The 25,131-nt window shown below is 38.3% G+C and carries 25 protein-coding genes, 4 tRNA genes and 1 riboswitch; of the genes, 28 read left to right on the top strand and 1 reads right to left on the bottom strand.

Annotated features, from left to right (window positions below):
- The first annotated feature begins 9 nt into the window (after positions 1-9).
- From J3U69_RS08200 to J3U69_RS08070, 27 genes are all read left to right on the top strand, one after another.
- Complete coding sequence (locus tag J3U69_RS08200; protein WP_267413660.1) at positions 10-963, top strand: LysM peptidoglycan-binding domain-containing protein; 954 nt, start codon at positions 10-12, stop codon at positions 961-963.
- 9 nt (positions 964-972) lie between these two features.
- Entirely contained in the window at positions 973-1,383 is a 411-nt protein-coding gene (locus J3U69_RS08195; RefSeq protein ID WP_267413659.1) for a phage baseplate plug family protein, read from the top strand.
- A gap of 9 nt (positions 1,384-1,392) precedes the next feature.
- On the top strand, positions 1,393-2,367 hold the full coding sequence (locus J3U69_RS08190) for a hypothetical protein (RefSeq protein WP_416381939.1): 975 nt from the start codon (positions 1,393-1,395) through the stop codon (positions 2,365-2,367).
- 10 nt (positions 2,368-2,377) lie between these two features.
- On the top strand, positions 2,378-2,821 hold the full coding sequence (locus tag J3U69_RS08185; RefSeq protein WP_267413657.1) for a hypothetical protein: 444 nt from the start codon (positions 2,378-2,380) through the stop codon (positions 2,819-2,821).
- Complete coding sequence (locus J3U69_RS08180; RefSeq protein ID WP_267413656.1) at positions 2,818-3,198, top strand: DUF2634 domain-containing protein; 381 nt, start codon at positions 2,818-2,820, stop codon at positions 3,196-3,198. Before J3U69_RS08185 ends, J3U69_RS08180 begins: the two co-directional genes overlap by 4 nt.
- Positions 3,188-4,366, top strand: coding sequence for a baseplate J/gp47 family protein (locus tag J3U69_RS08175; RefSeq protein ID WP_267413655.1), 1,179 nt, complete (start codon positions 3,188-3,190; stop codon positions 4,364-4,366). The genes J3U69_RS08180 and J3U69_RS08175 overlap by 11 nt, the downstream gene beginning before the upstream one ends.
- Positions 4,359-5,024, top strand: a complete 666-nt coding sequence (locus J3U69_RS08170; protein WP_267413653.1) for a hypothetical protein — start codon at positions 4,359-4,361, stop codon at positions 5,022-5,024. Before J3U69_RS08175 ends, J3U69_RS08170 begins: the two co-directional genes overlap by 8 nt.
- A 12-nt stretch (positions 5,025-5,036) precedes the next feature.
- A complete protein-coding gene (locus J3U69_RS08165; protein ID WP_267413652.1) occupies positions 5,037-6,980 on the top strand; it encodes a hypothetical protein in 1,944 nt (647 codons plus the stop codon).
- Positions 6,977-8,086, top strand: coding sequence for a hypothetical protein (locus J3U69_RS08160; RefSeq protein WP_267413651.1), 1,110 nt, complete (start codon positions 6,977-6,979; stop codon positions 8,084-8,086). Before J3U69_RS08165 ends, J3U69_RS08160 begins: the two co-directional genes overlap by 4 nt.
- 3 nt (positions 8,087-8,089) lie before the next feature.
- The gene (locus tag J3U69_RS08155) at positions 8,090-8,527 is read left to right on the top strand and encodes a hypothetical protein (protein WP_267413650.1); all 438 of its coding nucleotides are present in this window, start codon (positions 8,090-8,092) and stop codon (positions 8,525-8,527) included.
- Entirely contained in the window at positions 8,520-8,672 is a 153-nt protein-coding gene (locus J3U69_RS08150) for an XkdX family protein (protein WP_267413649.1), read from the top strand. The genes J3U69_RS08155 and J3U69_RS08150 overlap by 8 nt, the downstream gene beginning before the upstream one ends.
- Complete coding sequence (locus J3U69_RS08145) at positions 8,644-9,036, top strand: hypothetical protein (RefSeq protein WP_267413648.1); 393 nt, start codon at positions 8,644-8,646, stop codon at positions 9,034-9,036. Before J3U69_RS08150 ends, J3U69_RS08145 begins: the two co-directional genes overlap by 29 nt.
- A 12-nt stretch (positions 9,037-9,048) precedes the next feature.
- A complete protein-coding gene (locus J3U69_RS08140; RefSeq protein WP_267413647.1) occupies positions 9,049-9,258 on the top strand; it encodes a hypothetical protein in 210 nt (69 codons plus the stop codon).
- A 24-nt stretch (positions 9,259-9,282) separates the two neighbouring features.
- The gene (locus tag J3U69_RS08135) at positions 9,283-9,732 is read left to right on the top strand and encodes a phage holin, LLH family (protein ID WP_267413646.1); all 450 of its coding nucleotides are present in this window, start codon (positions 9,283-9,285) and stop codon (positions 9,730-9,732) included.
- Positions 9,713-10,822, top strand: coding sequence for a GH25 family lysozyme (locus J3U69_RS08130; RefSeq protein ID WP_267413644.1), 1,110 nt, complete (start codon positions 9,713-9,715; stop codon positions 10,820-10,822). Before J3U69_RS08135 ends, J3U69_RS08130 begins: the two co-directional genes overlap by 20 nt.
- A 488-nt stretch (positions 10,823-11,310) precedes the next feature.
- Positions 11,311-11,442: a hypothetical protein gene (locus J3U69_RS08125; protein WP_267413643.1), complete on the top strand. Its 132-nt coding sequence runs from the start codon at positions 11,311-11,313 to the stop codon at positions 11,440-11,442.
- A 9-nt stretch (positions 11,443-11,451) separates the two neighbouring features.
- Positions 11,452-11,524: transfer RNA gene (locus J3U69_RS08120), tRNA-Val, on the top strand.
- Positions 11,525-11,832: 308 nt separating this feature from the next.
- Positions 11,833-11,905: transfer RNA gene (locus tag J3U69_RS08115), tRNA-Val, on the top strand.
- 217 nt (positions 11,906-12,122) lie between these two features.
- A complete protein-coding gene (locus J3U69_RS08110; RefSeq protein WP_267413642.1) occupies positions 12,123-12,962 on the top strand; it encodes a MurR/RpiR family transcriptional regulator in 840 nt (279 codons plus the stop codon).
- 3 nt (positions 12,963-12,965) lie between these two features.
- On the top strand, positions 12,966-14,381 hold the full coding sequence (locus tag J3U69_RS08105) for a 6-phospho-beta-glucosidase (RefSeq protein WP_267413641.1): 1,416 nt from the start codon (positions 12,966-12,968) through the stop codon (positions 14,379-14,381).
- Positions 14,382-14,387: 6 nt separating this feature from the next.
- Positions 14,388-15,680 (top strand): PTS sugar transporter subunit IIC, encoded by a 1,293-nt coding sequence (locus J3U69_RS08100; RefSeq protein WP_267413640.1) that lies wholly within the window; start codon positions 14,388-14,390, stop codon positions 15,678-15,680.
- Positions 15,681-15,832: 152 nt separating this feature from the next.
- Positions 15,833-15,904 (top strand) — tRNA-Glu (locus J3U69_RS08095).
- Positions 15,905-15,908: 4 nt separating this feature from the next.
- Positions 15,909-15,981 (top strand) — tRNA-Val (locus J3U69_RS08090).
- A gap of 58 nt (positions 15,982-16,039) precedes the next feature.
- A riboswitch (SMK box riboswitch) is annotated at positions 16,040-16,123 on the top strand.
- Positions 16,121-17,320: a methionine adenosyltransferase gene (metK, locus tag J3U69_RS08085; protein WP_103751924.1), complete on the top strand. Its 1,200-nt coding sequence runs from the start codon at positions 16,121-16,123 to the stop codon at positions 17,318-17,320. It overlaps the preceding riboswitch by 3 nt.
- Before the next feature lie 18 nt (positions 17,321-17,338).
- Complete coding sequence (locus J3U69_RS08080) at positions 17,339-18,790, top strand: MDR family MFS transporter (RefSeq protein ID WP_103751923.1); 1,452 nt, start codon at positions 17,339-17,341, stop codon at positions 18,788-18,790.
- 637 nt (positions 18,791-19,427) lie between these two features.
- Positions 19,428-20,885: an MDR family MFS transporter gene (locus tag J3U69_RS08075; RefSeq protein ID WP_267413639.1), complete on the top strand. Its 1,458-nt coding sequence runs from the start codon at positions 19,428-19,430 to the stop codon at positions 20,883-20,885.
- A gap of 63 nt (positions 20,886-20,948) precedes the next feature.
- A complete protein-coding gene (locus J3U69_RS08070; protein WP_267413638.1) occupies positions 20,949-21,710 on the top strand; it encodes an NAD(P)H-dependent oxidoreductase in 762 nt (253 codons plus the stop codon).
- Positions 21,711-21,775: 65 nt separating this feature from the next.
- Here J3U69_RS08070 and J3U69_RS08065 read toward each other — a convergent pair whose 3' ends face one another.
- Positions 21,776-22,444: a phosphatase PAP2 family protein gene (locus J3U69_RS08065; protein WP_103751943.1), complete on the bottom strand. Its 669-nt coding sequence runs from the start codon at positions 22,442-22,444 to the stop codon at positions 21,776-21,778.
- Positions 22,445-22,703: 259 nt separating this feature from the next.
- Here J3U69_RS08065 and leuS point away from each other — a divergent pair, with 259 nt between their 5' ends.
- Positions 22,704-25,118 carry a leucine--tRNA ligase gene (gene leuS, locus J3U69_RS08060; RefSeq protein ID WP_220268237.1) on the top strand — a complete coding sequence of 805 codons (2,415 nt, stop codon included), beginning with the start codon at positions 22,704-22,706 and terminating at the stop codon, positions 25,116-25,118.
- Positions 25,119-25,131 lie beyond the last annotated feature (13 nt).

Raw genomic sequence — 25,131 nt, 5'->3', positions numbered from 1 at the left:
AGGCGAATCATGGCATATGATTATAAACTTGTTTCGGTTAACGACTCCACGGCGGTAAAAAAAGCAAAATCAGCCGTAAAGACAGCGCAAAAAGCTTATCAAGCGGCTGATGAAAAGAGCACTAAAGCTAATTCCACCGTAAAAAAATTGCAGAAAACGCCTAAAAATGAAACAACCACAGCCAAAAATAAGCGCCTGGCTAAATTAGCTAAAGCTAAAAAGGCTAAGACAGCGGCTAAGAAGAATTATGAGCGAAAAAATAAGGCCCTAAAAAAAGCTAAAGACAAGTTGAGCAATTTTACTAAGCAAAGCAACTATGAAGACAACGTTTCTCAGCAGCTTGATGCACATAACGATGATTGGAAAAATGAAGGAAATTGCGCTATTTATCCCACAAATGCGGGAGAAGACGGTAGTCAAGTTATTTACATTTTGCCATCAGATAGTGAATCAGAAAGTGACTCAAGTAATGTGACTTCGTGGCCAGTTGACGAGGGGACACCTCGTTCAAGCTATGCCAGAATGGCCAGCAGAACAATTACGATTGAAGGCATTTTGACGGGCGAAAATGGGGACAATGCGCATGACAAGTATGTGGCATTACGTAAATGGAACCAAAATCACGTTGAATTAACTTATCACGGTGATCTTTATTACACGCACCTGATTATTACCGGATTAACCCGCGACTTTACTGACCTAGCAGATAATTTGCACGTTTCGATTACTTTTGCCTATGTCCAAGCAGCCGAAGTTACGACTACTTCAAAAAAATCCTCAAAATCTTCAAAAACCAAAGCTGGTAATCGTTCTAAAAAATATACCGCTTTAACTATTAAGGCCGGCGATACTTTATCGGCTTTAGCTAAAAAATACGGTAAATCGGTTAAATGGCTAGCCAAGGTTAATAAGATTAAAAACCCCAATAAGATAATTGCCGGCAAAAAAATTAGAGTTAAGTAGGAGGCACAGATGCGCAACTATATTCCAATAGATGTTGATGACCTACCTGATATTTTCGATATTGAGATTGTGGATGAGGTTTATACACTCAGAGTTGATTACAATCGGTTTGCCGACTGCTATACAATTACCATTCAAAAAGATGGCGAAACATTATTAGAACAGGAACCGTTAATTTTAGGACAGCTTGTTGGTATTGATATTCCAGACCCACGTTTGCCACGAATTGATTTGCGCGTTATGGATGAAACGGCGCAAGCAACTGATGCTGGCCAGGGTAATTTTAGCAATAATGTCAAACTGTACTTTGATGTGGTTGACCCGAACGGTTCAGAAACAGTTGATCCGACGATTAAGCCTCTAGGCTATGATCCAGATGAGACCGCTGATGATGAGACTGATGAGGAGGTGTCATACTAGTTGGCAATTGTGACTAGGAACCCTAACATGTGGTTTGAGGTAACTAACGAGAAGGGCAAGAAGCAGATTTTACACAATGATGAAGGCTTTGAAACTAATTACCCATTTGGCTTTGAAGTTCATTTTTCCGATACGCCAAGCCCGCAGGAAAACACGGTGACTGTCTATAACTTAAGTAAGGATCATAGTAGTTTTTACCAAAAAGACGAACAAGCGGCCCTTTACTTTAACTGGGGCAAATCCAAGAAGTTGCTTGCGGAAGGCTATATTTCCAAAGTAGAAAAGGGCCAAAGCGATGGTGTAACAATTACCCAAGTTCTTACATTCACTGAAGGCACCGATTATAACAACATTAAGGCTCGTAAATTAAAAGTCACTAAAGGTAAGAAGAATTCTAAGACGATCAAGACGACGGAAGCCGGTCATTATAAAACCTATAAAAATGGCAAAAAGGTTTGGGTAAAAGCCAAAACTAAAAATAAACGCGTGAAAACGCGGGCTACCAAAACGGTTTTTGTTAACAAGACATACCGGAAAGGTACGACTTATAAGAAAATCATTCAGGGTATTGCCAGCCAAGCCAAAATAAAAATAGCCAAGATTGACTTAGCTAAAAATTCCAAAATAAAAAAGTCCTACACGGCAAAGGGCAAGCCATTAACTTTAATTAAAGGTCTGGTCAAAAAGACCGGTTCAAAAATGACTTATGTCCGGGGTAAATTAGAAATTGTTAATCCTAAAAGCAAAAAAAGAACATGGATTGAGATTGATGATCAAGACCTAGTTCAACCGCCAACTTTGAGTGAGGACAATGAAAAAGACAACGCTTGGGAAATTGTTACGCCGCTTATTCCAGAAATTACGACTAACGTTGGAATTCACATGGAAAGCAAATTTTGTAAAGGTTACTACTATGTCAAATCTGGTCAGCACTCATTTGATGGCGACAATCCGCAAACGCAAAGCACGCTGGTTAAGATTTAGGAGGTTTTAAATGGCAAATGCACATAATGATGCCTATGCGGCAATGTATCGCGGGATGGAAAACCTGAAGCATGCGATTAAAGCTGAAATTGAATGTGCCCAGATTGCTAAAGTAATTAAATATAATGCTAAAAAGCACGTGGCCGATATTCAGCCGCTGGCTAAAACCTCAGATGGTCAAGCCTCTGCCCAATATCTAGACGTGCCGGTAGCTGCTAACTGTTATCTATTTGATGAATTTATTGATCAATCAAAAACCGCTCTGGAAAAGGGCGGTTTTAAATTGCCTAAAAAGAAGCTGATGCGTAAAGGTGCAGTAGTGGTAACAGTAGTTTTAGATCGTGACAATAACAATTGGAAAGGTGCCGGCAGCACTTATTTACCTGATTCTAGCCGTCTTCATGATGCCAATGATGCAGTAATTGTTGGCGTCTTAGGAGGTGACATCTATTGAGAGACTTAGCAGTTAACCAAAACGGTGACATTATGGTCGACCCGTTAACCCATGACTTAATGCTAGTCGACGGGATTGATGAGATTGCTCAGCGTATTAGAGCGACACTGTCAATTAGGTTAGGCGAAATGAAGAACCTGGCTCCAGAGCAAGGGACCAACTACACTAATTTTTTCTTGAAAAATTTTCAAAAAAACGTGGCTCAAACTGATATGGTTGATGCAATTGAGCGTAATGTACCGGAAGTTCAGCAAGTGACGGACTTGAATTTTAAGCAGCACCCTAACCGAGTCTTGGAAATTACCTTTAAAGTCAATGTTGCCTTGGCTGATGGCACAACAGGAATAGCGAAAGGAGGCTTAGAGATTGGCAATTAAATTTGGTTTAACCGACCGGGGCTTTATTGCTCCTACTTATGAAGAATGGCTAGATGCAGTGCAAGATGATATGAAATCACGTTTTGGGGATGATATTGCCTTAACTTCTAATTCAACCTTTGGTAGCCTGGCACGAATGTATGCCTGGCGTTTAACTGAAATGAATCAGCAGCTGCAGCTAGTCTACTATTCTGGCTTTTATGCCACAGCTAATGACAGCGCGCTGGATCACTTAGGAGCAAACATTGGCGTTTTACGAAAAGTGGCCGCTCCCAGTTATGCCACATTGCAGATCACAACTGATGGCGAATACTTAATTGAAGCTGGTGAGCAGTTTGAAACTGAAGACGGAATTATTTTCAACCTAACTGATGATGTGCTGACCAAGCAAGATGACGCTGGTAACTGGGTTGGGCTTGGTAACTTAGAGTCAGATGAAACGGGTGAGATGAACAACGTAATGGCCAATACGATTACGGTTGTTTCCAATCCTGATGACACGATTATTGCAGTAACTAATCTAGAACCAGCCAGTGGGGGCAATGATGAAGAAACCGATGAAGATTACCGCAGCCGCTTAATTATGGAAAATGTAGCCCAAGAAGGGCCAACAGCTAACGGTATACGCTCTGCTCTAATGAACTTGCCGGGTGTTCGTGAGGTCGGTATTGTTGACAATGATCAAGCTACTGCTGATGAATACGGTAATCCGCCATATAGCGTTCATATTTATGTTTTGGGCGGTGTTGATAAAGAAATCGCCCAGGTTCTTAATGACCGGGTAGCAGCAGGGGTAACCTTAACTGGGTCAAAAGCAGTTAATATCACTGATGAGGCTGGCATTGTGAAGACGATTCACTTTGATTCAGCCACGGAAGTACCAATTTATCTGCAAGTGGAACTTAAGACAACTGATGACTGGAATCAAGATGACAGTGTGAGTCAGATTCAGGCAGATATTGCCCAAAAAATTAATGCTTTAGAAATGGGCCAGACGGTTTATTTAACGAAACTGTTTTCAGAAGTTTATGACAAACCAGGCGTTGAAGAAGCAGCAATTAAGATTGGAACAGTCAAGAATAAGCTGGGTTATACCGATGTACAGGTTAAACGCTTTGAGGTGCCAGTATGTGCGCCCTCAAATGTGGAGGTGGTAGTTGATGGTTAGAGATACTAATTCCATCCCACCAACCACAACCGATGAACTGTTAGCAGAAATATCGCAGTATTGGGCTAATTATCAAGGCACCAACTTATGGCAGCTAGTAGATACTTTTAACCAGCCATTAAATGGCATCAGTGCATCAGCCGGCCAAGTGGAAAAGTGGCGTGAAATCAACAAAGCTCGAGGCTCTGCTCTGGATATGATAGGGCAAGATCATCGAGCATACAGGACGAGCGACGATGACAATTTTTATCGCTTTTTGATTTACATACGTACATTATTAGCACGAGCACAAGGAACGGCGCCTAATATTCTGACAATTGCTAAGTCGGCTCTGCAAAAAGACCAAGGTTTTAAGATTTTCATTACGAGTCCGCGGCATTTTATTCTAAAAATCCCTTATAGTCAGATTGAAAACGTCAAATCAGAAAAGCTAATCCTTAGCAATCTTAAGCAATTGGCTGCACTGGGGACATGGCTTGACCGGATTGATTTTGATGCCAAAACGGATGCGGTTGATTATTTTGGTGCAACTGTTACATCTAATGAAAGCATTAGATTAAAAGCAGGATGGGCACCATTGTATTACAAGACTGCCGCTACTAATTATTTTGGAACTACAGTAGGATCCGGTGAACATATCAAGTTAGAAATAAAATAGAAAGGATGAAAAATGCAAAAATTTGGACAAACATTTATAACCAAAGTAGGGCAACAAATGTTGACAAAGGTTGACGGTGCCAAGGGTGAAATCACTTATACTAAAACCGTACTTTATACGCAAGATATTAAGGGAATGAGTAATGATGAACGATTTTCCTTAACCGAATTAACAGGTGAGCAAATTGCGACTAAACCCACTGTTGTAGATATTCAAGATACAACTGTTACAATCAATGCTAGTTTTAACAATGCGCAAGTAACGCAGGACTTAACTTTCAATTCAATTGGCTGGTTTGCAAAAACCAGTGTGGATGATAAAGAGCAATTGTTGGCGACCACTCCTAGCGAAGTGGAACAGACATTAGTAGCAGGATCAAATGGTGCCGCAACATCTTCAATTGATATAGATCTTGCTTTTGCACGTAGTCATGATACAACTGTCGTAGTAAAGCCACCAGAAGAGGGCCTAGTCTCTCTTAGTCAAATGAATACTAAAATCAAGGAAATGAAGGAAACTTTAGAAGCAGAATTTCCTGAAGTTATTGCTAAGTCTAAGGAAGAAATTAACCAACAAATTAATTCATTATCAGCACTTACTGACACAGTAAATAGCTTGAATAAAACTCAGATTAACCTTGATGAATATGACTCAGTGGGTATTACAAAATATACGGATTGTCAGCTGCAATCGTTAGGTTTTAAAGCAAATCCTACTACTAGCATGGTATCTGGCTGGATTTTTAATATTCCCCTTAAAAAAGACGCACCAACTTATCAACAAATCGTTTATATTTGTGCTGATGGCTCTGACTCGCAAGTCTATATGCGTAATAGAGCTGGAATCGATAACAAACAAGTTGAAAACTTTGAAAAGATTTCGACAGATGCTGATCTGAGTAAAGTTCAAGAAAACGCTAAAAATATTCATGATGGATTAAAAAATGATATAGCTAAAATAAGTACCATTTCAAAGCCCGTGCAGGTTAGCAATGACATTAATCCTGATACAATTACGCAACCAGGAATTTATTATAGTGAAAACGGGTTTAATTTTGGTAGTAAAGCACCAGCAGACTACTGGCAGCAAGGAAAAAGCTATCTAATAGTGTTGCTTGGAAACAGACCTGATAGATCATTCGACTATTACCAGCAGTTTCTATTTCAAGCAACCAAAAATGAATACAATGTTTGGTATCGTGCTGAATACAAATATGCTTCCGATTCATACTACACATTCGATTTCCAGAACCTAAAAGATATTTATGGTTCATTAAGAAAAATTAGTCTCAATGGTAGTAAGCCAATTGAACCCGATAGCTCCGGTATCGTAAATCTAAATGTTCCTGAACCTGATTTATCAGGCTTAGAAACTAAGACAGATGCTAAAACTGCACATGATACTCTAACCGCTGATATTGCTAAAAGAATTTTGTCAATTAACAACAAGAATCCAGATAGCAATGGTAACTTTGCTCTATCTGATATTGATCATCCAGATTATGATTATGGTGCAGCTGAACCATTTGACGTTGATCAAGCTGTAGAAACTGGTATCTATCGTTTCATGGACTCCAAAGTAACTTCGTCAATTAGAAAAGATGCGTTGGATGGCCTTTATACAACTATGGGTGGCACAGCTATGTGTGGCTATCTGTTTGTCCTGAATCACGATAATTTTAACCGTGAACAGATAATCTTTCTCAATCATGGAACAGAAGCACAGGATACTATGATTGCTATCCGTTCGATTTCGGGGATTAATAATTGGAGAGGTAAGTTTAGAAGATTGCTTGACATTGATGATTACAGCAATGTGCAGAATCAAATGACTGAAATTAAGCAGTCGATGATGAAATCTTGGACAGGCACATTAACGCAATATCAAGCTCTAACCAGCTATGACCCAATGACAATTTACTTTATTATTTCAGATTATGAGGTGGTGGTTAAATGACGCTAAGTAATATCTTTTTCGGTAAGAAAGTTGTTCAGCAAGCATATCTCAACAATGCTTTAATATACCAGTCTAAAGGTTGGGAGACATTGCCTAGCACGTGTTCAGAAGTGTGGACAAAGACTTATGACAATTATATGCCCACTGCCATAGGTAAGGATAGCCAAGATAATATTTATGTTGGAGCAGCTGATTTTTTGTATAAAATTGACACAGAAGGAAGAGTAATTTGGAAGACAGAAAGCTTGTCTTTTGATAAGGACTCACTATCATGGGATTATTATAGAATACGCTCACTTTTAGTTTCGACTGATTGTATTTATTGCTCTGTTTATGGGTACCAAGCACTAAATGATATATATAAATTTAATATAGCTAAGGTAGCTACAGATGGAACTTTAATAAAAAGTATCAACTTAAGTGCTATTACATCTGATACCAATGATGATTGGGTTTTTGATATGACAAAAGACGCTAGCAATATGTACTTTTCTACTAACAGCATGTTATTTAAGTTTGACTTGAACTTAAACTTACTTGCAAAGGCTTATATTCCCTATGCTGGATTTTCTGTAACAACAACAGATACTAGTAAATACGTTTTTGTTGGTACGAGAGATAATCAGTATAATAGTGGATATGTTTACAGATATGATAAAAGCGACTTAGGTAACAGGTTTAAGATACCCTATAATACAGGGTTTTGGGTCACTTCAATAAAGTTAGCTTTTAATGATATTCTTTATGTTGGGTCTGTTCAAAAAGGCTTCATTAACACATATGATGCAGAAAGTGGAAAAGCTATAGCTACTATTAATTGTAATGGGTTTTGTAGTGCTATATGTACTGATTACCAAGAAAATGTTTATTTTGCATTTTATCATGCAGTTAATAGTGATAGATATACTACATATGCTAAGTATTCGTCTGATGGCACTTGTATATGGGATAACTTACTAATTGATACTACTAATACCAGCATCTCAGTCTATTATAGACCTACACAAATAATAACTGATAGCAAGGGTAATATTTATATTACTTATTATAATACGAATAGTTATCTAACAATTAAGAAATTTATTAATTTAGTAAAGGAGAATTAAACAATGGCAGAATGGCAAGACGATTCAAAAGAACAAGAAAAACTAGTGGATGAAACAGGCTACTTCAAACAGATTGTTTATGTATCCAATGATCAATTTGATTGCTTACCAATTCCGATTCCAGCAAAATTAAATGCTGATTTTGCATTTCCTTTTGTTGCAGAGGAACCTAAAGGTATGAACAATCCTAAATATGATTGGACTAAACACGTGTGGGTTGACCAGGATGCAGTAAGTACCAGCGTTCGTTTAACGAATGCTGAAAAAGCAATTCAATCAGCCCAAGAGCAAGCTACATCAGTAACTAATGAAAACAAGGACTTAAAGAATAGCTTAGATGATATTGCGAAAAGTCAAACTGAGCAATCAAAACAGATGGCTCAGATGTTGCAGTTACTAGCACCTGCGGTTGCTAAGGATGGAGGTAGTACTAATGCTTAACATTTTTAAAAATCTCGCAATGCAATTTTATAGTTCTGGATTGTATAACAAAACAATAATTAATTCGTTCGTTCAAATTGGAGCCCTAACGGCTGATGACTATCTAGAGATTACGGGTGACAAATATGTTGCACCGAATGCTTAATAATATAAACAATAACTTTGAACAAGCTATAGCAAGTATCGGAGTTATTGCTATTGGTGCATCCCTTTGGATTGATCGCAATTATTTTTTCTGGCCACCTGAACTGACTAGTACCATGAATGACCAAAGAATAGACATTGTAATTCTATTATTAGGTTTTTGTCTTTTGATATCAGCCCTGACTGGCAACAAAAGTAAATTTTGGCAGCATTTACTATTAATTTTATGTGGTGCTGCTATTTTTATGCTCGCATTAACGCAGTTATGGCATGCCTTCTTAGGTGGGCAAATGCGGATGGCACACACTGTTATTGGTGATTTTATTATTTTTATTTTAATCGTGAGAGCAGCATACAAGAGTTAGGAGGGTGGTCACTTGCATGATTTAATCAATTTGCTACAAGTGATCGGAGGCTTTGTTGGTGCATTTGCCACAGCGCTTGCCGTTACCCACAAATATAATAAGGCAGATTACGAGGCGATTATTAAAGAATTAACAGCAGAAAGGGATGAATTTAAAAAAGATTACTACAAACAGAAAGAAAAAACTGAAAAACTTGAAGAAGAATTGAGAAAGCGCCAATAGGCGTTATTTTTTTGGAGAAATAAAATGACTCAAATTACTAATATTATAAATCTGGCATTACCATACATTGTACTGATTGCTGTAGGTATTGTAGCTATCTATTCTTACGCAAGGCAGCACAATCCTGCCGTGGCCGACAAGATTCAATGGCTCTATGATGTGGCGCAATACATTGTTACCCAACAGGCAACTCATGAAGACGCAACGGGAGCTGAAAAGAAAGCAGCTGCTACTGCTGCATTATTGGCCCAGGCTAAGCAATCAAAGACTAAGATTACCTCAGAAACAGCTAAGGGGATGATTGAGAAAGCTTATCAAGAAACGCAAAAAGACGATGAGCCCTCTGGCATTGATGACATCCAGGGCTTTGCCGAAGATGACGAAGATCAGCCAGTAGCTAATCCAATGGCCAACACACCAACTGACAACACTGAAACAGATGGGACTGATAGCAATGACAACACTGCCAAGTAAAAGCTACTTAACAGACGTTTCTGAATTCCAGGGCGAAAACGTAGCTTATCCTTATTCTAAAGGAACGATTGTTAAGCTAATGCAATACAACTACCCGGGCTATAATTATGCTCGAGCAAAAGCACAAATAGCGTCTAGCAATGCTCATGGTCTAATGACAATGGGCTATTTTTATGCGACTTTTTCAAACAACACTGCCAGGGCGAAAACCGAAGCCGAATTTGCTTGCAAGAAAGCAGTTGAGCTTGGTCTGCCCAAGGGTACATACCTGGCTGTCGATTGGGAAAATGGCAGTGGCAATAATATTTATTGCGGTGTCTCGAGTAGCACTTCAGCAATCTTAGCAGCAATGGCTGTGATTAAAAGCAACGGCTATGCGCCATTGTTCTATTCTGGAGCATCGGCGATGCGCAACCAGGTAGATTACAGAAGTATCGTCAAGACCTACGGCAACTGCTTATGGGTGGCAAGCTATCCGACAGTGGCTGCAGTTAACTCTGCCAACATGGCTTACTTCCCAAGCATGGACGGTGTGGCCATCTGGCAATTTACTAGCAACTATAGGGGACTAAACGTTGACGGCAATATTAATGTGCTGCCATTAAAAACTAGCTTTAATCCAACTTCTTTGCAAAAAGACGTAAATAAGAAGGAATCAATTCACCCGTTAGCCAAATGGGACATTGAACGTGTATTTGTTGTGACTAATCAGAAAGGTTGTAATTTGTATGATAGTGCGAACTTAAAAAATAGTATTAGATCATTAAAATACAATACAATCTGGAAAGTCCTAGATGAAAAAGGCGGTGCGCTTAAGCTCGGTAAAAACCAATGGGTTGATGGCCGAGCTGGCATAACTAAATCCAATCCGATTGCTACACACGACAATATTGGTGGTCGGGTTAAGGTTGTACTACCTAACACACACGCACTCTATCATCCAACTGCCAACAGTAAAAAAGCATATCAATTAACAACTAACAAGGTTTATCGCTTTGTGAGTCGTCAAGGGAGATTCTTTGAATTAGCAGAAAAATATCATGGTAAGCCTGTTTATGTGACTGGGAATCGGGCATTTGTGCTATTTTAATTCTCGCTAGTTGTTATGACCTGTCTCTTTTATTAATTAAAAAGTAAGAATTATCTTTTTAATATTATTAAATTTATCAAATTAAGTAGTTAAATTGTCTTTGTTTTAAAGAAAAGTAAAAAGCCTTCATTCAGCTGTGTAAAGCTGATGAAGGCTTTTTTTGTATGTTATTAACCATAATTGTATAAGAATAATATTCAATTACGTTAATTATTTAGAAAGTTAATATATTAACATGAAATTATAAAGTAAAGTATATATGTAAGCTGACATATCGCTATTACGTCAACTCGTCTAGAATTATAGCACTTGTGGATTTAATGAGCAACTTAAAAGAGAAAAATGCTTAAACATTTTGTCATGACTTTATGTTAAAAACCATTGTGTGACAAACGCTTTCAGGTCTTTATTAAATTGTTGATGTTATTTATTTAAATTATTAATAATTTAAATAATCGCCTGCAAAATTGTTAAAAAGAGCTTAGTAGATGACTGATTACATCTTATTAGATAATAAAGCTGCCAGCTTTATTTTAACAGTAACCGAAAAGCCAAATTTTGAAAAAGCATGGACAAGTTATCTTTTGTGTGCTAAACTCTTAAAAGTAATCATTTCATGATACAAAGTTGGAGGATTAGCTCAGCTGGGAGAGCATCTGCCTTACAAGCAGGAGGTCACAGGTTCGAGCCCTGTATCCTCCATTATAATTTAAAAGCGTAGCTTGGCTACGCTTTTTTGTTATCTAATAATCTGGCGAGCCAAAAATTTAGTTTTATAGATAGACTTTGGAAGAATTTGCCATAAATTTTTTACTGGTTAATTATTAAAATCATTAATGAAAGGACTTCGCATAAGCTATTTTAGAAGCGGTGTAATTAGTTCTAGGTAGGATTATTATGTCAATACTTGATTAAAAATTAGCTTTTGTTAATTAATTTGCCAAAAATAATAGACAAGTTATCCTTTGTATGCTAAAGTTTTAAGAGTAGTCATTGGATGACGACAAATTGGAGGATTAGCTCAGCTGGGAGAGCATCTGCCTTACAAGCAGGAGGTCACAGGTTCGAGCCCTGTATCCTCCATTAAATTAAAAAAGTTTTTAAGCGAGAAGCGATAGCGTTTCTCGCTTTTTTTGTTATTTAAAATCATTCTTGGATTTTTATGCCAGAATTTGCTGCTAAATTGCAGAAAAGTAGGATAATTCTGCCAAAAACCATGATCACGTTGAATAAGAAAGCGATTGCAAGATATAATGACTTTGTCAAATGAATAATTAATCTAGGCGCCGAAAGGAAAATTATGATTTTAGACAACTTGTTGCATAATGACCAATTAACTAGTCAAGAACGGGAAGTTTTACAGTACGTAAGCACTAATCCTCAAAAGGTTTTGGGAATGACAGTTCACGAAATTGCTAAAGCCAGTTACTCTAGTTCATCGACCGTGATTCGTCTTTGTCAAAAAGCCGGAATGAGCGGCTTTACCGAATTCAAATATCAGTTAGCAGTGGAACTGCCGACGATTATTGAATTGGAGAATGATCTCAAAAGCAGTTCATTTTCTGGTACAGAGCTACCAAATGATGTTTTAGCCAAAATTGCGACTATTCAGCAAAATTCTTTGTCTTATACCAAGGATCTTTTTGATACTGAATTATTAGAAAGAGTGGCTCATTTAGTAAATGCAGCTCAAAGGATTGAAATTTACGGTGATGGTTTGAATTACCCATTGGCACAATTGTTTTGTTGGAATTTTCAAGAGGTTGGGGTAGATGCCCAAGCATATAATTCGCTAAATTTAATGCACGCAAAAATTTTTCAAAACTGTGGCTCAAAACCACTTGCTTTTGTTTTAACCCATACGGGTAATAATTCTCATATGTATGATATTGCCAAACAACTGAAAGGCGAAAACTACATCGTGGTTGTAGTCTGTGATTCAGTCAAAAGAAAAATTTGCCAAGTTTGCGACGAAACGATGGTCATTAAAACAACAAGAAATACGATGGATCTTAGTAATATTGTGTATGTCACATCAATTCAATACTTGTTCAACGTGTTGATGTCGATGAAAATGATTGATAATTACGATGAGATCCAGAAGTTATCGGAATTGGTTGAACAGAATAAGGATAAATAAAAATTGTTAGATAAAAATTTTTTATGGGGCGGCGCAGTTGCCGCTAATCAGTATGAAGGCGCCTGGAATGTTGCTGGTAAAGGTCTGAGCGTAGCCGATGTAATGACAAAGGGGAGCGCTAAAAAGCCACGTGAAATTACAGCTGGCATTTTACCGGGCAAGGAATATCCCAATCATTTGGGCATTGATTTTTATCATCACTACAAAGCTGAAATCAAGCTTTTTGCAGAGATGGGCTTTAAGTGCTTTAGGCTTAGTATTGCTTGGTCGCGAATTTTTCCTAAAGGAGATGAAGAAAAGCCTAATGAAGCTGGGTTAAAGTTTTACGACGATGTTTTCGCAGAATGTTTAAAGTATCAGATTCAGCCAGTCGTTACGCTATCACATTTTGAAATGCCGTATTATTTAACCAAAAAATATGGTGGCTGGCGCAATCGGAAAATGATTTCCTTCTTTCTCAAGTATGCCGAAGTCTGTTTTAAGCGTTATCGCGGAAAAGTAAAATATTGGATGACCTTTAACGAAATTAACAATTTAATCGATACAGATAATCCATTTAACGCATGGACTGGCGCAGGAGTAGTTTACAGTGAAAATGAAAATGTTGAGCAGACAATGTATCAAATTGCGCATTACCAGTTTGTGGCCAGCGCATTAGCGGTACAAGTAGGTAAAAGAATTGATGTGCAAAATCAAATTGGCTGTATGTTGCATTTAGGTCCAATTTATCCAGCCAGTTGTAAGCCATTAGATCAAATTGCTAGTTTGAAAGCAATGGATCGACGTTTCTTTTTTAGCGATGTTCAAATTAGGGGAACTTACCCAAAATACACTTTAAAGCACTGGGAAAAACAAAATTTAAATTTAGACATCACAAATGAGGATTTAGAAAATTTAAAAAAGGGGACAGTCGATTTTTTGGGATTTAGCTATTACAAATCAACTATTGCTGAATATGACGAAAAAAATACTTATGTTGAAAAAGCTAATCCTCACGTACCTAAAAGTGCATGGGATTGGGCCATTGATCCGGTCGGCTTACGTTATATTTTGAATTTAGCTTATGAAAGATACCAGAAGCCGCTTTTTATCGTTGAGAATGGCTTAGGTGCATTTGATGAACTAAAGGACGAAACGGTGAATGATGATTATCGAATTAATTATTTACAAGAGCACATAGTCCAAATGCTCAAAGCCATTGAAATTGATGGTGTTAATGTTATTGGTTATACACCGTGGGCTGCAATAGATATTATTAGCGCTTCTACGGGTGAAATTGAAAAGCGCTATGGTTTTATCTATATTGACTTAGAGCAAGTGAAAAAAGGCGCGGCAGGCTTTTATCGCAAAAAATCTTTTAAATGGTATCAACATATTATTTCGACCAACGGTGACTGTTTAGCCGATCAAGTGGGGTAAATAAAGATGAGTAATTATATTAATCAAAAAATCGTCCCAAGTGTTATAAAATTTAGCAATACCAAAATTATCAAGGCATTAAAAGACGGGATGATGTTTGTCCTACCGTTTTTAATTGTTGGTTCACTTTTTATGTTACTGGCAAACATTCCAATTCCTGCAGTTGCAAATGCGATTACTGCAAGTGGTTGGGCTGCGATCTTTAATCAGATTTATCAATCATCGTTTTCCTTAATGGCAATTTTTGCGACCGTTGGAATCGCGTATACCTATATTAAAAATGAGCAGATCGATTCTCCTTTTTCCGGCAGTTTGGCTGCATTGAGTGCATTTATTATGGTACTGCCACCTGATATTAAGCCCAAAGCTGGTCAGATTATTCCAAATGTGATTTCTAAGACCTGGACTGCTGGTCAAGGGATGATTTGCGCAATTATTATTGGGCTCTTAGCAGGTTATATCTATAGTTTTTGTGTCAAAAAAAATTGGCGAATTAAATTACCAACAGGAGTACCGCCTGCAGTTGCAAGTTCCTTTATGGCATTAATTCCGACCGGTGCAGTTTTGATCGTGGCGGGTGCGATTTGTGCCTGTTTCACTTTTTTGGCAAAAACAAGTTTTGCAGAATTAATATACTCGGCAATTCAAGTTCCATTGCAGGGAGTAACGGATTCTCTTGGCGGAGTCGTCATTATGACAATTGTAATGTCTCTTCTTTGGTGGTGCGGAGTGCACGGCGGTGCCATTTGTGGTGCAATCCTGACGCCTATTCTTCAGTCAAATATGTCTGCAAATCAGGCAATTTTAGCGACAGGAAAGAAATTAACCATTGCTAATGGTGGCCATATTTTTACGCAGCAATTTTGGGATAATTATCTTTGTATGACTGGTGCTGGAATTGTGATGGGACTTGTCATTTATATGACTTTTTTTGCTAAATCGTCTACTTTAAAGGAACTTGGCAAATTATCGCTTTTCCCTAATATTTTTAATATTAACGAACCGGTTATTTTTGGGGTACCGATTGTAATGAATTTGTACCTGCTAGTGCCATTTGTTCTTTTTCCGACTTTAGTTGGGATTTTTAGTTACTGGTTAATGGCAATTGGTGTTTTACCATTGTTTTCCGGCGTGATGGTTCCTTGGACAACACCGCCAATCATTTCAGGATTCTTGATTGGTGGCTGGCGGACCGCATTATGGCAGTTTGTTATTATTGCTTTATCCGCAATTGTTTATTGGCCTTTTATTAAAAAGTACGATCAAGTTCTGTTGCAGCAGCAACAAAGTAAAGAATAATAAATAAACTCAATGTCAAAATTGGCATTGAGTTTTTTTGCTTTTTCAAGGATAAAAGCGCTTTTTTCAAAAAGTTGTAATTTTTTGGCATTTTCTTCTTGCATTTTGGCGCTTATCTAGTATACTATTGAATGTGCTTTGATTCAGAACATGACCCGTTGGTCAAGTGGTTAAGACATCGCCCTTTCACGGCGGTAACATGGGTTCAAATCCCGTACGGGTCACTTTGGAGGATTAGCTCAGCTGGGAGAGCATCTGCCTTACAAGCAGGAGGTCACAGGTTCGAGCCCTGTATCCTCCATCGTTCTAGGACTACCGAAACTACGGTAGTCTTTTTTTTACAAAAAGAACGAATAATTTATCGGTTCAAGTCCTGAGAGGATCCAAGATTTGGAGATGCCTTGTAACCGAATAGCTAACGTCTATTAAGGGGGACTATTATGGAAAAACGTTTATTTACTTCAGAATCAGTTTCTGAAGGGCATCCTGATAAGGTTGCTGATCAAATTTCCGATGCGATTCTTGATGCAATTATTGCTCAAGACCCGGATGCACATGTAGCCTGCGAGACGATTGTCAATACTGGCATTGTGTATGTATTTGGTGAGATATCAACTAGTGCTTATGTTGATATCCAGAGCATTGTCAGAAAGACTGTTTTGCGAATTGGCTATGATAAGCCAGAGCTTGGCTTTGACGGCAATAATTGTGCTGTTTTAGTCGGAATTGACGAGCAATCTCCTGATATTGCTGGTGGTGTTGATCACTCACTTGAAACGCGGGAAGATAAGTCTGATAATGATCAGCTTGACCAAATAGGTGCTGGTGATCAAGGACTTATGTTTGGTTTCGCCATTGACGAAACACCCGAATTAATGCCGTTGCCAATTTCTTTGGCACACCGGTTAATGCGTCAAGTCGCAAAATTGCGTAAAGAAGGCACTTTGACTTGGCTTAGACCTGATGCGAAGGCGCAAGTCACCGTAGAGTATGATGATAACAATAAGCCTAAGAGGGTTGATACTGTTGTTATCTCGACGCAAACAGATGACCAGGTAAGTAATGAAGATATTCGGCAAGCAATGATTGATTTAGTAATTAAAAAAGTTATTCCTGCCAAATATCTTGATGCAGAAACCAGATTTTTGATTAATCCTTCTGGTCGGTTCGTAATTGGCGGACCTAAGGGTGACTCTGGTCTTACTGGGCGAAAGATTATTGTTGATACTTATGGTGGTTATGCTCGTCATGGTGGCGGCGCATTCTCAGGTAAGGATCCGACAAAAGTCGACCGTAGTGCTAGCTATGCTGCTCGTTATGTTGCTAAAAACATTGTTGCAGCTGGTTTAGCTAAGCGGTGTGAAGTCCAATTAGCTTACGCTATTGGGGTGGCTCACCCTGTATCTGTCATGATTGATACTGCAAATACTGGCAAAGTAAGTGATGAATTGCTGACTAAGGCAGTTAGAAGCGTCTTTGATTTGCGTCCTGCCGGCATAATTAAAATGCTAGATTTAAGACGCCCAATTTATGAGCAAACGGCTGCATACGGTCATTTTGGTCGTACTGATATCGATTTACCATGGGAGAAAACCGATAAAATTCAAGCACTTTTGGATTTTGTTAAGGAAAATAAGTAAATTGAAGGAGCAGTAATTTTGAAAAAGACTAATGTACCAATAGTTACGCTTGCAATTTTTATGACAACGTTTATGACCGCCATTGAGGGTACAATCGTTTCAACTGCAATGCCGACTATTGTTTCTGATCTGAACGGATTAGAAATTATGAATTGGGTTGTCTCAATCTTTTTGTTTATGACAGCTGTTTCCACTCCTTTGTACGGCAAATTAGCTGATAGCATAGGCCGTAAGCCAATCTTTCTTTTTGGGATTGCTCTTTTTGTCATTGGTTCTGCACTTTGCGGTCAGGCCAATAACATGCTAGAACTAATCCTATTTCGGGTGATTCAGGGTCTAGGCTCTGGTGCTGTTCAGCCTGTTGCAATGACGATCATTGCCGATATGTATACTTTGGAAAAACGGACTAAGATGTTAGGACTCAATTCCGGATTTTGGGGAGTGGCATCGGTGATCGCACCATTACTCGGTGGTTTTATTGTCCAAAACCTTTCATGGCACTGGGTCTTTTACATTAACGTTCCAATTGGTTTAATTGCCTTTTTACTCGTTGTTGTGTTCTTAAGTGAACCAAAAGCGAAAAAGAAGACCAAGTTGGATGTTAAGGGAACATTTTGGCTAGTAGTTTTACTACTAACTTTAATGTTTACCTTGCAAGAATTAAGTTCACTTAGCCCAATTATTTTACTGGCTTTAGCAGCTTTAATTATTCTTAGTGCAATGATGTTTTACCATGAAGAAAAGCGGGCTGAAGATCCAATAATGCCTTTGACGATGCTTAAAGGTAGAGAATTTTTGGCAGTGAACATGATTACGCTGTTTATTTCAGGCGTTGTGATTGGTTTCGAATTCTATATTCCAACTTGGATGCAGGGGATTAAAGGGACGTCTGCTACAATTGCTGGTTTTGCGGTTACACCAAGTTCAGTGATGTGGGTGATCGGTTCATTTTTGATTGGCGGGATGCTCAGTAGATGGGGCGTGCGCAAAACATTCTTCGGCATGTTGACGCTGCTGCTGCTTGCTGATTGCATGCTCTTAATCGTACCGGTACATACGCCATTTTGGGTATTCTGTATTATTGCCACAATGAATGGGTTCGCCTTTGGTTCTGTTATGACCGCTGCGCAAGTTCGCTCACAAGTATTGGTTGATCAAAATAATGTTGGGGTGGCAACCTCATTTAACACGTTAATGCGTTATTTAGGACAAACGATGATGGTATCGATTTATGGTATTACTTTTAATACAATCGTTGCCAGTCAACTAGCAAAACACCCAAACCTAACACAATCAATGATGAACAAAATAGTTTCGGCAGAAAAGGCAAAAGAATTAGCAGCTAATTTGATTCCTCAATTGCGTCAAGTACTTTTTAGTGCTCTTAAGGGAGTCTATACCGTATCACTTGTAGCAATTGTTCTGTCAATTATTTTCAACTGCATTTATAAAAAGAAACAAGAAAATTAACCTAAAGTATTAAAACTGAAGATCAACAATTTTGGGGAATCGAATTTCGATTCCCTTTTTGTTTTGCAAAAATTAACTGTACGTATTGTTTTGATAGATACAAAGTAAGAATTAATACATAATTAATAAACAAAAAGCCAGCATTAAAAGAGTGATTAATAATAAGAAAAATAGGCGTTAACAAATAATCTGATATGGCTAAAAAATAGTAGAAAAACCGATAAGCGTATAGCATTTAAAGAAAGTGATTTCTAAATTTTATAAATTCAAGATTATAAATATGTTTCTATATTAATTTATTACTGCTACATAACTCGCAATAGTCAATTAGTTATCAAAAAAGCTTCTACTAGTAATTTTTACTTGACCTAATGGCAATATTAAAATGTGTTTATCATAGTAATATTTTGTGATATATTTACGTGATCAAAAATGATAATTAATGATAATGAATTATGGCTTGAATTAGCTAATAAAGAGGGGATGACAATTAATAATATAGAAATGGTCTGATTAGTATGTTAATAAGTGGGAGTAAATAAGCAGATAATCATGCCAGCTTTTTGACTTAAAGTCGGGAGACTAAGTTAAAATCGGCAATTTTTAAGCAACAAATTGAGATTAAGGAGGAAGAATTTTGAAAAAAGTTAATATAATGGTCATAACGCTTGCCGTATTTTTGACCACCTTTATGACTGCTATCGAAGGAACAATTGTCTCAACAGCAATGCCCACGATTGTTTCAAGTCTAAATGGTTTAAAAATTATGAATTGGGTTGTTGCCATCTTTGTGTTCATGACAACGGTATCAACACCCATTTTTGGCAAATTGGCAGACAGTGTTGGACGTAAACCAATTTTTCTATTTGGAATAACGCTTTTTATAGTTGGTTCAGCTCTTTGCGGCTTAGCCCATAACATGGTTCAGTTAATTTTATTTCGAGTTATTCAAGGCTTGGGCTCCGGTGCTATTCAGCCTGTTGCGATGACTATCCTAGCTGACATGTATGAACCAGAAAGACGAGCTAAAATGTTAGGACTCAATTCCGGTTTTTGGCTAGTAGCATCCATTATTGCGCCGCTTTTAGGCGGTTTTGTTATCCAAAAATTATCCTGGCACTGGGTCTTTTACATCAACGTGCCCACTGGTCTTCTTGCCTTAATTTTGGTAATCATCTTTATGAATGAATCACGAGCTAAAACAAAGGTCAAACTGGATCTTAAAGGCACTTTCTGGTTAATGATTTTGCTTCTGAGTTTAATGTTTTTATTGCAGCAGCTGGGCACACTTAAGCCAGTGTATCTTCTTGTCTTATTTACAGTGGTGCTTGTCTGTGCCATACTTTTTTACCGGGAAGAAAAACGTGCCGAAGACCCAATAATGCCCATAACAATGCTTAAAAAGCGCCAATTTCTGGCTATGAACATGACAACATTATTAATTGGTGGTGTTGTTGCCGGTTTTGAATTCTATCTTCCGACTTGGATGCAGGGAGTTAAAGGTGTTAGTGCCACGGTAGCAGGCTTTGCGGTAACTCCTTGCTCACTTCTTTGGGTTGTTGGCTCATTTTTGGTAGGCAGACTGCTCAAACGTTGGGGTGTTCGGAAGACTTTCTATGGGGTATTAACAATTATCTTAATAGTAGATTGCGTACTCTTAATCTTACCGATTACTACGCCCGTCTGGACTTATTACGTTATTGCTGGGATTAATGGCGTTGCCTTTGGTGTCGTAATTCCTGCTTCCCAAGTACAGGCGCAAGTTTTAGTTGAACCAAGTAATGTGGGCGTCGCCACATCGTTTAATACTTTGATGCGCTTTTTAGGACAAACAATGATGATGTCAATCTTTGGTATTACCTTTAACACGGTGGTTGCTAAACAGTTAGCCAAGCACCCGCAATTAAATCAGGCAATGATGAACAAAATTGTTTCATCGGCTAAAGCCAAGGAGCTAGCAGCCAATTTGGTTCCGCAGCTGCGTCAGGTATTGTTCAGTGCTTTAAAGGGAGTATTTGTGGCTTCACTAGTAGCAATCATTCTTGCCTTGCTTTTTAATAGTATCTATCAAAGTAAGAACAAACAGCAGGCATAAAAATTATCATTAAAACTAAAAAATTTGCCGTTAAGGTAAAACTAGCAGAGGAGAAATAATTAAATGGAATTAGTTCAAAAAATTTTAAACGGAGAAATACGAACTTCTGGGACAGTAGTACCGCAAGAATTGCAGCAGCCATATAAACCACACGGTTTTAACGCTAAACCTAATCAGAAAAAGGCCTTGTTTATCGTCGGAGAACCAAGAAAATATAGTTTAACTTATGATTTGGTTTATACCGCTATGCGCTATTTAGAAGAAAATGATTGGGCAGTTGAATTACGCGATCTCTATGATCTCAATTATGATCCCGTTTTACACCAAGAAGAGTTTTACTATGTCAAAGATGGTCTAGGTGAAGCACCGGTTTACCTTGCTCAAGAGCAGTCGTTTGTAAAAAAGGCAGATGTGGTTCTTTTTGCTTATCCCAATTGGCATGATGCCCCTGTAAGTATCGTTAAGGGCTATATTGAAAAAGTTTTTGCTGCCGGATTTGCCTATGAAGCAGGTAAAAATGGTCTAACCGGGTTACTTAGCGGGAAATATCTGTACACCATCATGAATTGCGGCTACCTTGGTGGTGGTCAAGGTTATGTTGGCGATGGCATTGGTCAAAACGATCAAATCTGGGATAAATACATGAATGCATTTAAAGTTTTTGATGACGATACCGCTCAATTTTGGGGAATGACAAACGCCGGTCGGTTTGTAAATGATCAAAGCCCACGAAATTTCAGTTCGGATTATCAAGACCAATTGGTTAAACTTCACGCGGTTTTACAAGAACACCTGCAGCGAGATTTGCTTAGCGTTATCAAATAATGTTCTGAGCTGTTTTTAAGAAAAAGAGCAAATAAAAAAGCCGTTTATTTAAAACGACTTAATCTTCATTTATCTAAATAGTAATGGTATAAAAATGAATACCCAATTAGTAAGAAGGAGATACCCTCTAAAAAGCCACCGACAACATCGGATGGATAGTGAACATGGTCAAAGATTCTCGTGTAGCCAATCAGTATGGGGAAACATAGCCAAATGATACACAGAATGGTTTTAAGTCCCTTCTTCTTAACTAGCAAGATGGTTAAAATGATCAGAATGCCAAAAAGTGTGGCACTTCCCACGGAGTGTCCTGAAGGAAAACTGTAACCATGCGCTTCAACAAGGTGGTGCACCATTGGTCGCTGCCGACCAATCGCATGTTTAATGATCCAATTGTAACCATTAGCTGCAATCATTGTTCCCGCCGTAAAAACCGCGAAAGCGTATTTGCGGAAAACGCCTAAAACAATTACCAGAATAATGGTCGCAACCATAATAACGCTAGTATTGCCCAAGTTGGTAAAAGTGGTTGCGAATTTGATGATAGCAGGGTTATTATTACAAATTAAACCAATTAACGATTTATCAAACTGATGGATAAATTGGTTGCCAGAGGAAACCAGAATTGCCCAAGCCGCGTAGATAAGTAAAAATATGGTCGCGGGTATGATTGTATCTTTTTTCGAATGATCTGTAGTGTTCAAATATCTTTCTCCCCTTGTTTTTTTTAGCATTTGTGGTAAATTATAATCATTATTGATCAAAAAATAAAGGTTAGGAACTAGTAGCAATTTTATTTTTCTATAGAGAAGAGTCGGTTGGTGCAAGACTTGAAAAATATATTGTGAACTGAGCCTAGGTTAAATCTTTCGTTTGCTATCCGCGTTAAGGGGCTTGTGAGGGTCACGTTAATTTACGTGAAACTTAGGTGGTACCGCGATTATTCGTCCTATGAGTTTATTTCATAGGACTTTTTTTATGAGGGAAATGTTTATGTACAATCACAAAGTAGTTGAGCAAAAATGGCAAGATTATTGGGAAAAAAATCAAACATTTAAAACAGGTAGTGATCCGCAAAAGAAAAATTATTATGTTTTAGATATGTTTCCATTCCCATCTGGTAAGGGATTGCACGTAGGGCACCCAGAAGGATATACGGCAACAGATATTATTGCGCGAATGAAGCGTAGTGAGGGTTACAATGTGCTGCACCCAATGGGCTGGGATGCTTTTGGTTTACCAACTGAGCAATATGCATTGCAGACTGGTCAAGACCCAGCTGTCGTAACTAGGGACAATATTGCTAACTTTAAGAGACAACTAAATAAGTTAGGCTTTTCTTATGACTGGAACCGAGAAATCTCAACAAGTGATCCAAAATATTACAAATGGACGCAGTGGACATTTGAACAAATGTATAAGCACGGTCTTGCTTATGAAGCAGAAGTTCCGGTTAACTGGTCACCAGATTTAGGAACTGTTGTTGCTAACGAAGATATCGTTGATGGTAAAACCGAACGTGGTGGCTACCCAATTTATCGCCGGAACATGAAACAATGGATGCTTCGGATAACTAAATATGCCGACCGTCTTCTTGCTGGTCTTGATAATCTTGATTGGCCAGAAAATATTAAAGAAATGCAACGTAACTGGATTGGTCGTTCAGTTGGGGCTCAAATTACGTTCAAGATTAAAGATTCTGATCAAACATTTGATGTGTTCAGTACTAGACCCGATACGCTTTTTGGTGCTACCTATGCGGTTTTAGCCCCAGAAAATAAGTTGGTCCAAAAAATTACTACTGCTGGTCACCAGGCTGACGTTGATGCTTATATTAAGCAAATTGAATCCAAATCAGATTTGGAAAGAACCGATTTAAATAAAAATAAGACTGGTGTATTTACCGGTGCTTACGCTATTAATCCGGTCAATAATGAGGAAATTCCAATCTGGATTGCTGATTACGTTCTGGCAAGTTACGGAACCGGTGCTGTTATGGCAGTTCCCGCTCACGATACACGTGATTATGAGTTTGCTCAAAAATTCCATTTGCCAATTAAGGCGGTTATTAAAGGCGGCGACATTAATAAAGAGGCCTTCACTGGTGAGGGACCACACATTGATTCAGACTTCTTAAATGGCTTGAATGTGGCAGATGCAAAAGAAAAAATGGTTTCGTGGCTTGAAGAACACAATGCTGGTAAGCAAAAGGTTAACTACAAGTTGCGCGACTGGGAATTTAGTCGGCAACGTTATTGGGGCGAGCCTATCCCGGTTATTCACTGGGAAGACGGCGAAACTACTCTTGTTCCCGAAGATGAACTGCCACTTGTATTGCCACATGCAACTGATATTAAGCCATCCGGTACACCTGAAAGTCCGTTAGTTAACTTGAAGGATTGGGTTAATGTTGTTGATCAGAATGGTCGCAAAGGTAAGCGGGAAACAAACACAATGCCTAACTGGGCTGGTTCTTCTTGGTACTTCTTACGCTATATTGATCCGCATAATGATAACAAATTAGCAGATTACGAATTGTTAAAGAAGTGGACGCCAGTTGACTTATACATTGGTGGGGCAGAGCACGCCGTTAGACACCTTCTTTATGCTAGATTTTGGAATATGGTGTTATACGATCTTGGCGTGGTACCAAATGAAGAGCCATTCCAACGCTTATACAATCAAGGACTAATTCTTAAAGACCATGACAAGATGTCTAAGTCAAAGGGGAATGTCGTTAATCCTGATGATGTGATTGACGAATATGGTGCTGACAGTCTAAGAATGTATGAGATGTTCATGGGACCACTTGATGCTTCAATTGATTGGGATGACAATGGCCCAGCTTCAACCAAGAAGTTTCTTGACCGAATCTGGCGTTTGTTTGTTAACGATCTTGACTTACAGGCAATTCCACAAGAAAATATTGTGGCCGAAAATGATGGTACTTTGGATAAAATCTACAATGAAACTGTCAAGAAGGTCACAGAAGACTTTAATGATTTGCATTTCAATACCGCCATCTCACAGTTAATGGTCTTCATCAACGCTGCTCAAAAGGCTAAAACTATTCCGCGGGAATACGCTGAAGGCTTTATTACGATGATTGCACCAATTGCACCACACATGATGGAAGAGATTTGGCAAATCTTTGGTCATAACGAATCCGTTACTTTTGCTAAATGGCCAACATATGATCCTGCTAAGCTTGTTGAATCAACAGTTGATATTATGGTTCAAGTTAATGGTAAATTGCGCGGTAATTTCACAGCTGCCAAGGATTCAAGCCAAGAGGATTTGCAAAAACAAGCCTTAGAACTTGAACATGTCCAAAAATTCTTGACTGGTAAGGAAATCAAAAAGGTAATTGTGGTGCCAAATAAAATTGTCAATATTGTTGCTAAATAAAGTTAATTTTTCC

This window comes from Lactobacillus sp. B4026 (assembly GCF_026535825.1).
Lineage (GTDB): Bacteria > Bacillota > Bacilli > Lactobacillales > Lactobacillaceae > Lactobacillus > Lactobacillus panisapium.
This window is presented reverse-complemented; position numbering and strand designations above follow the sequence as displayed.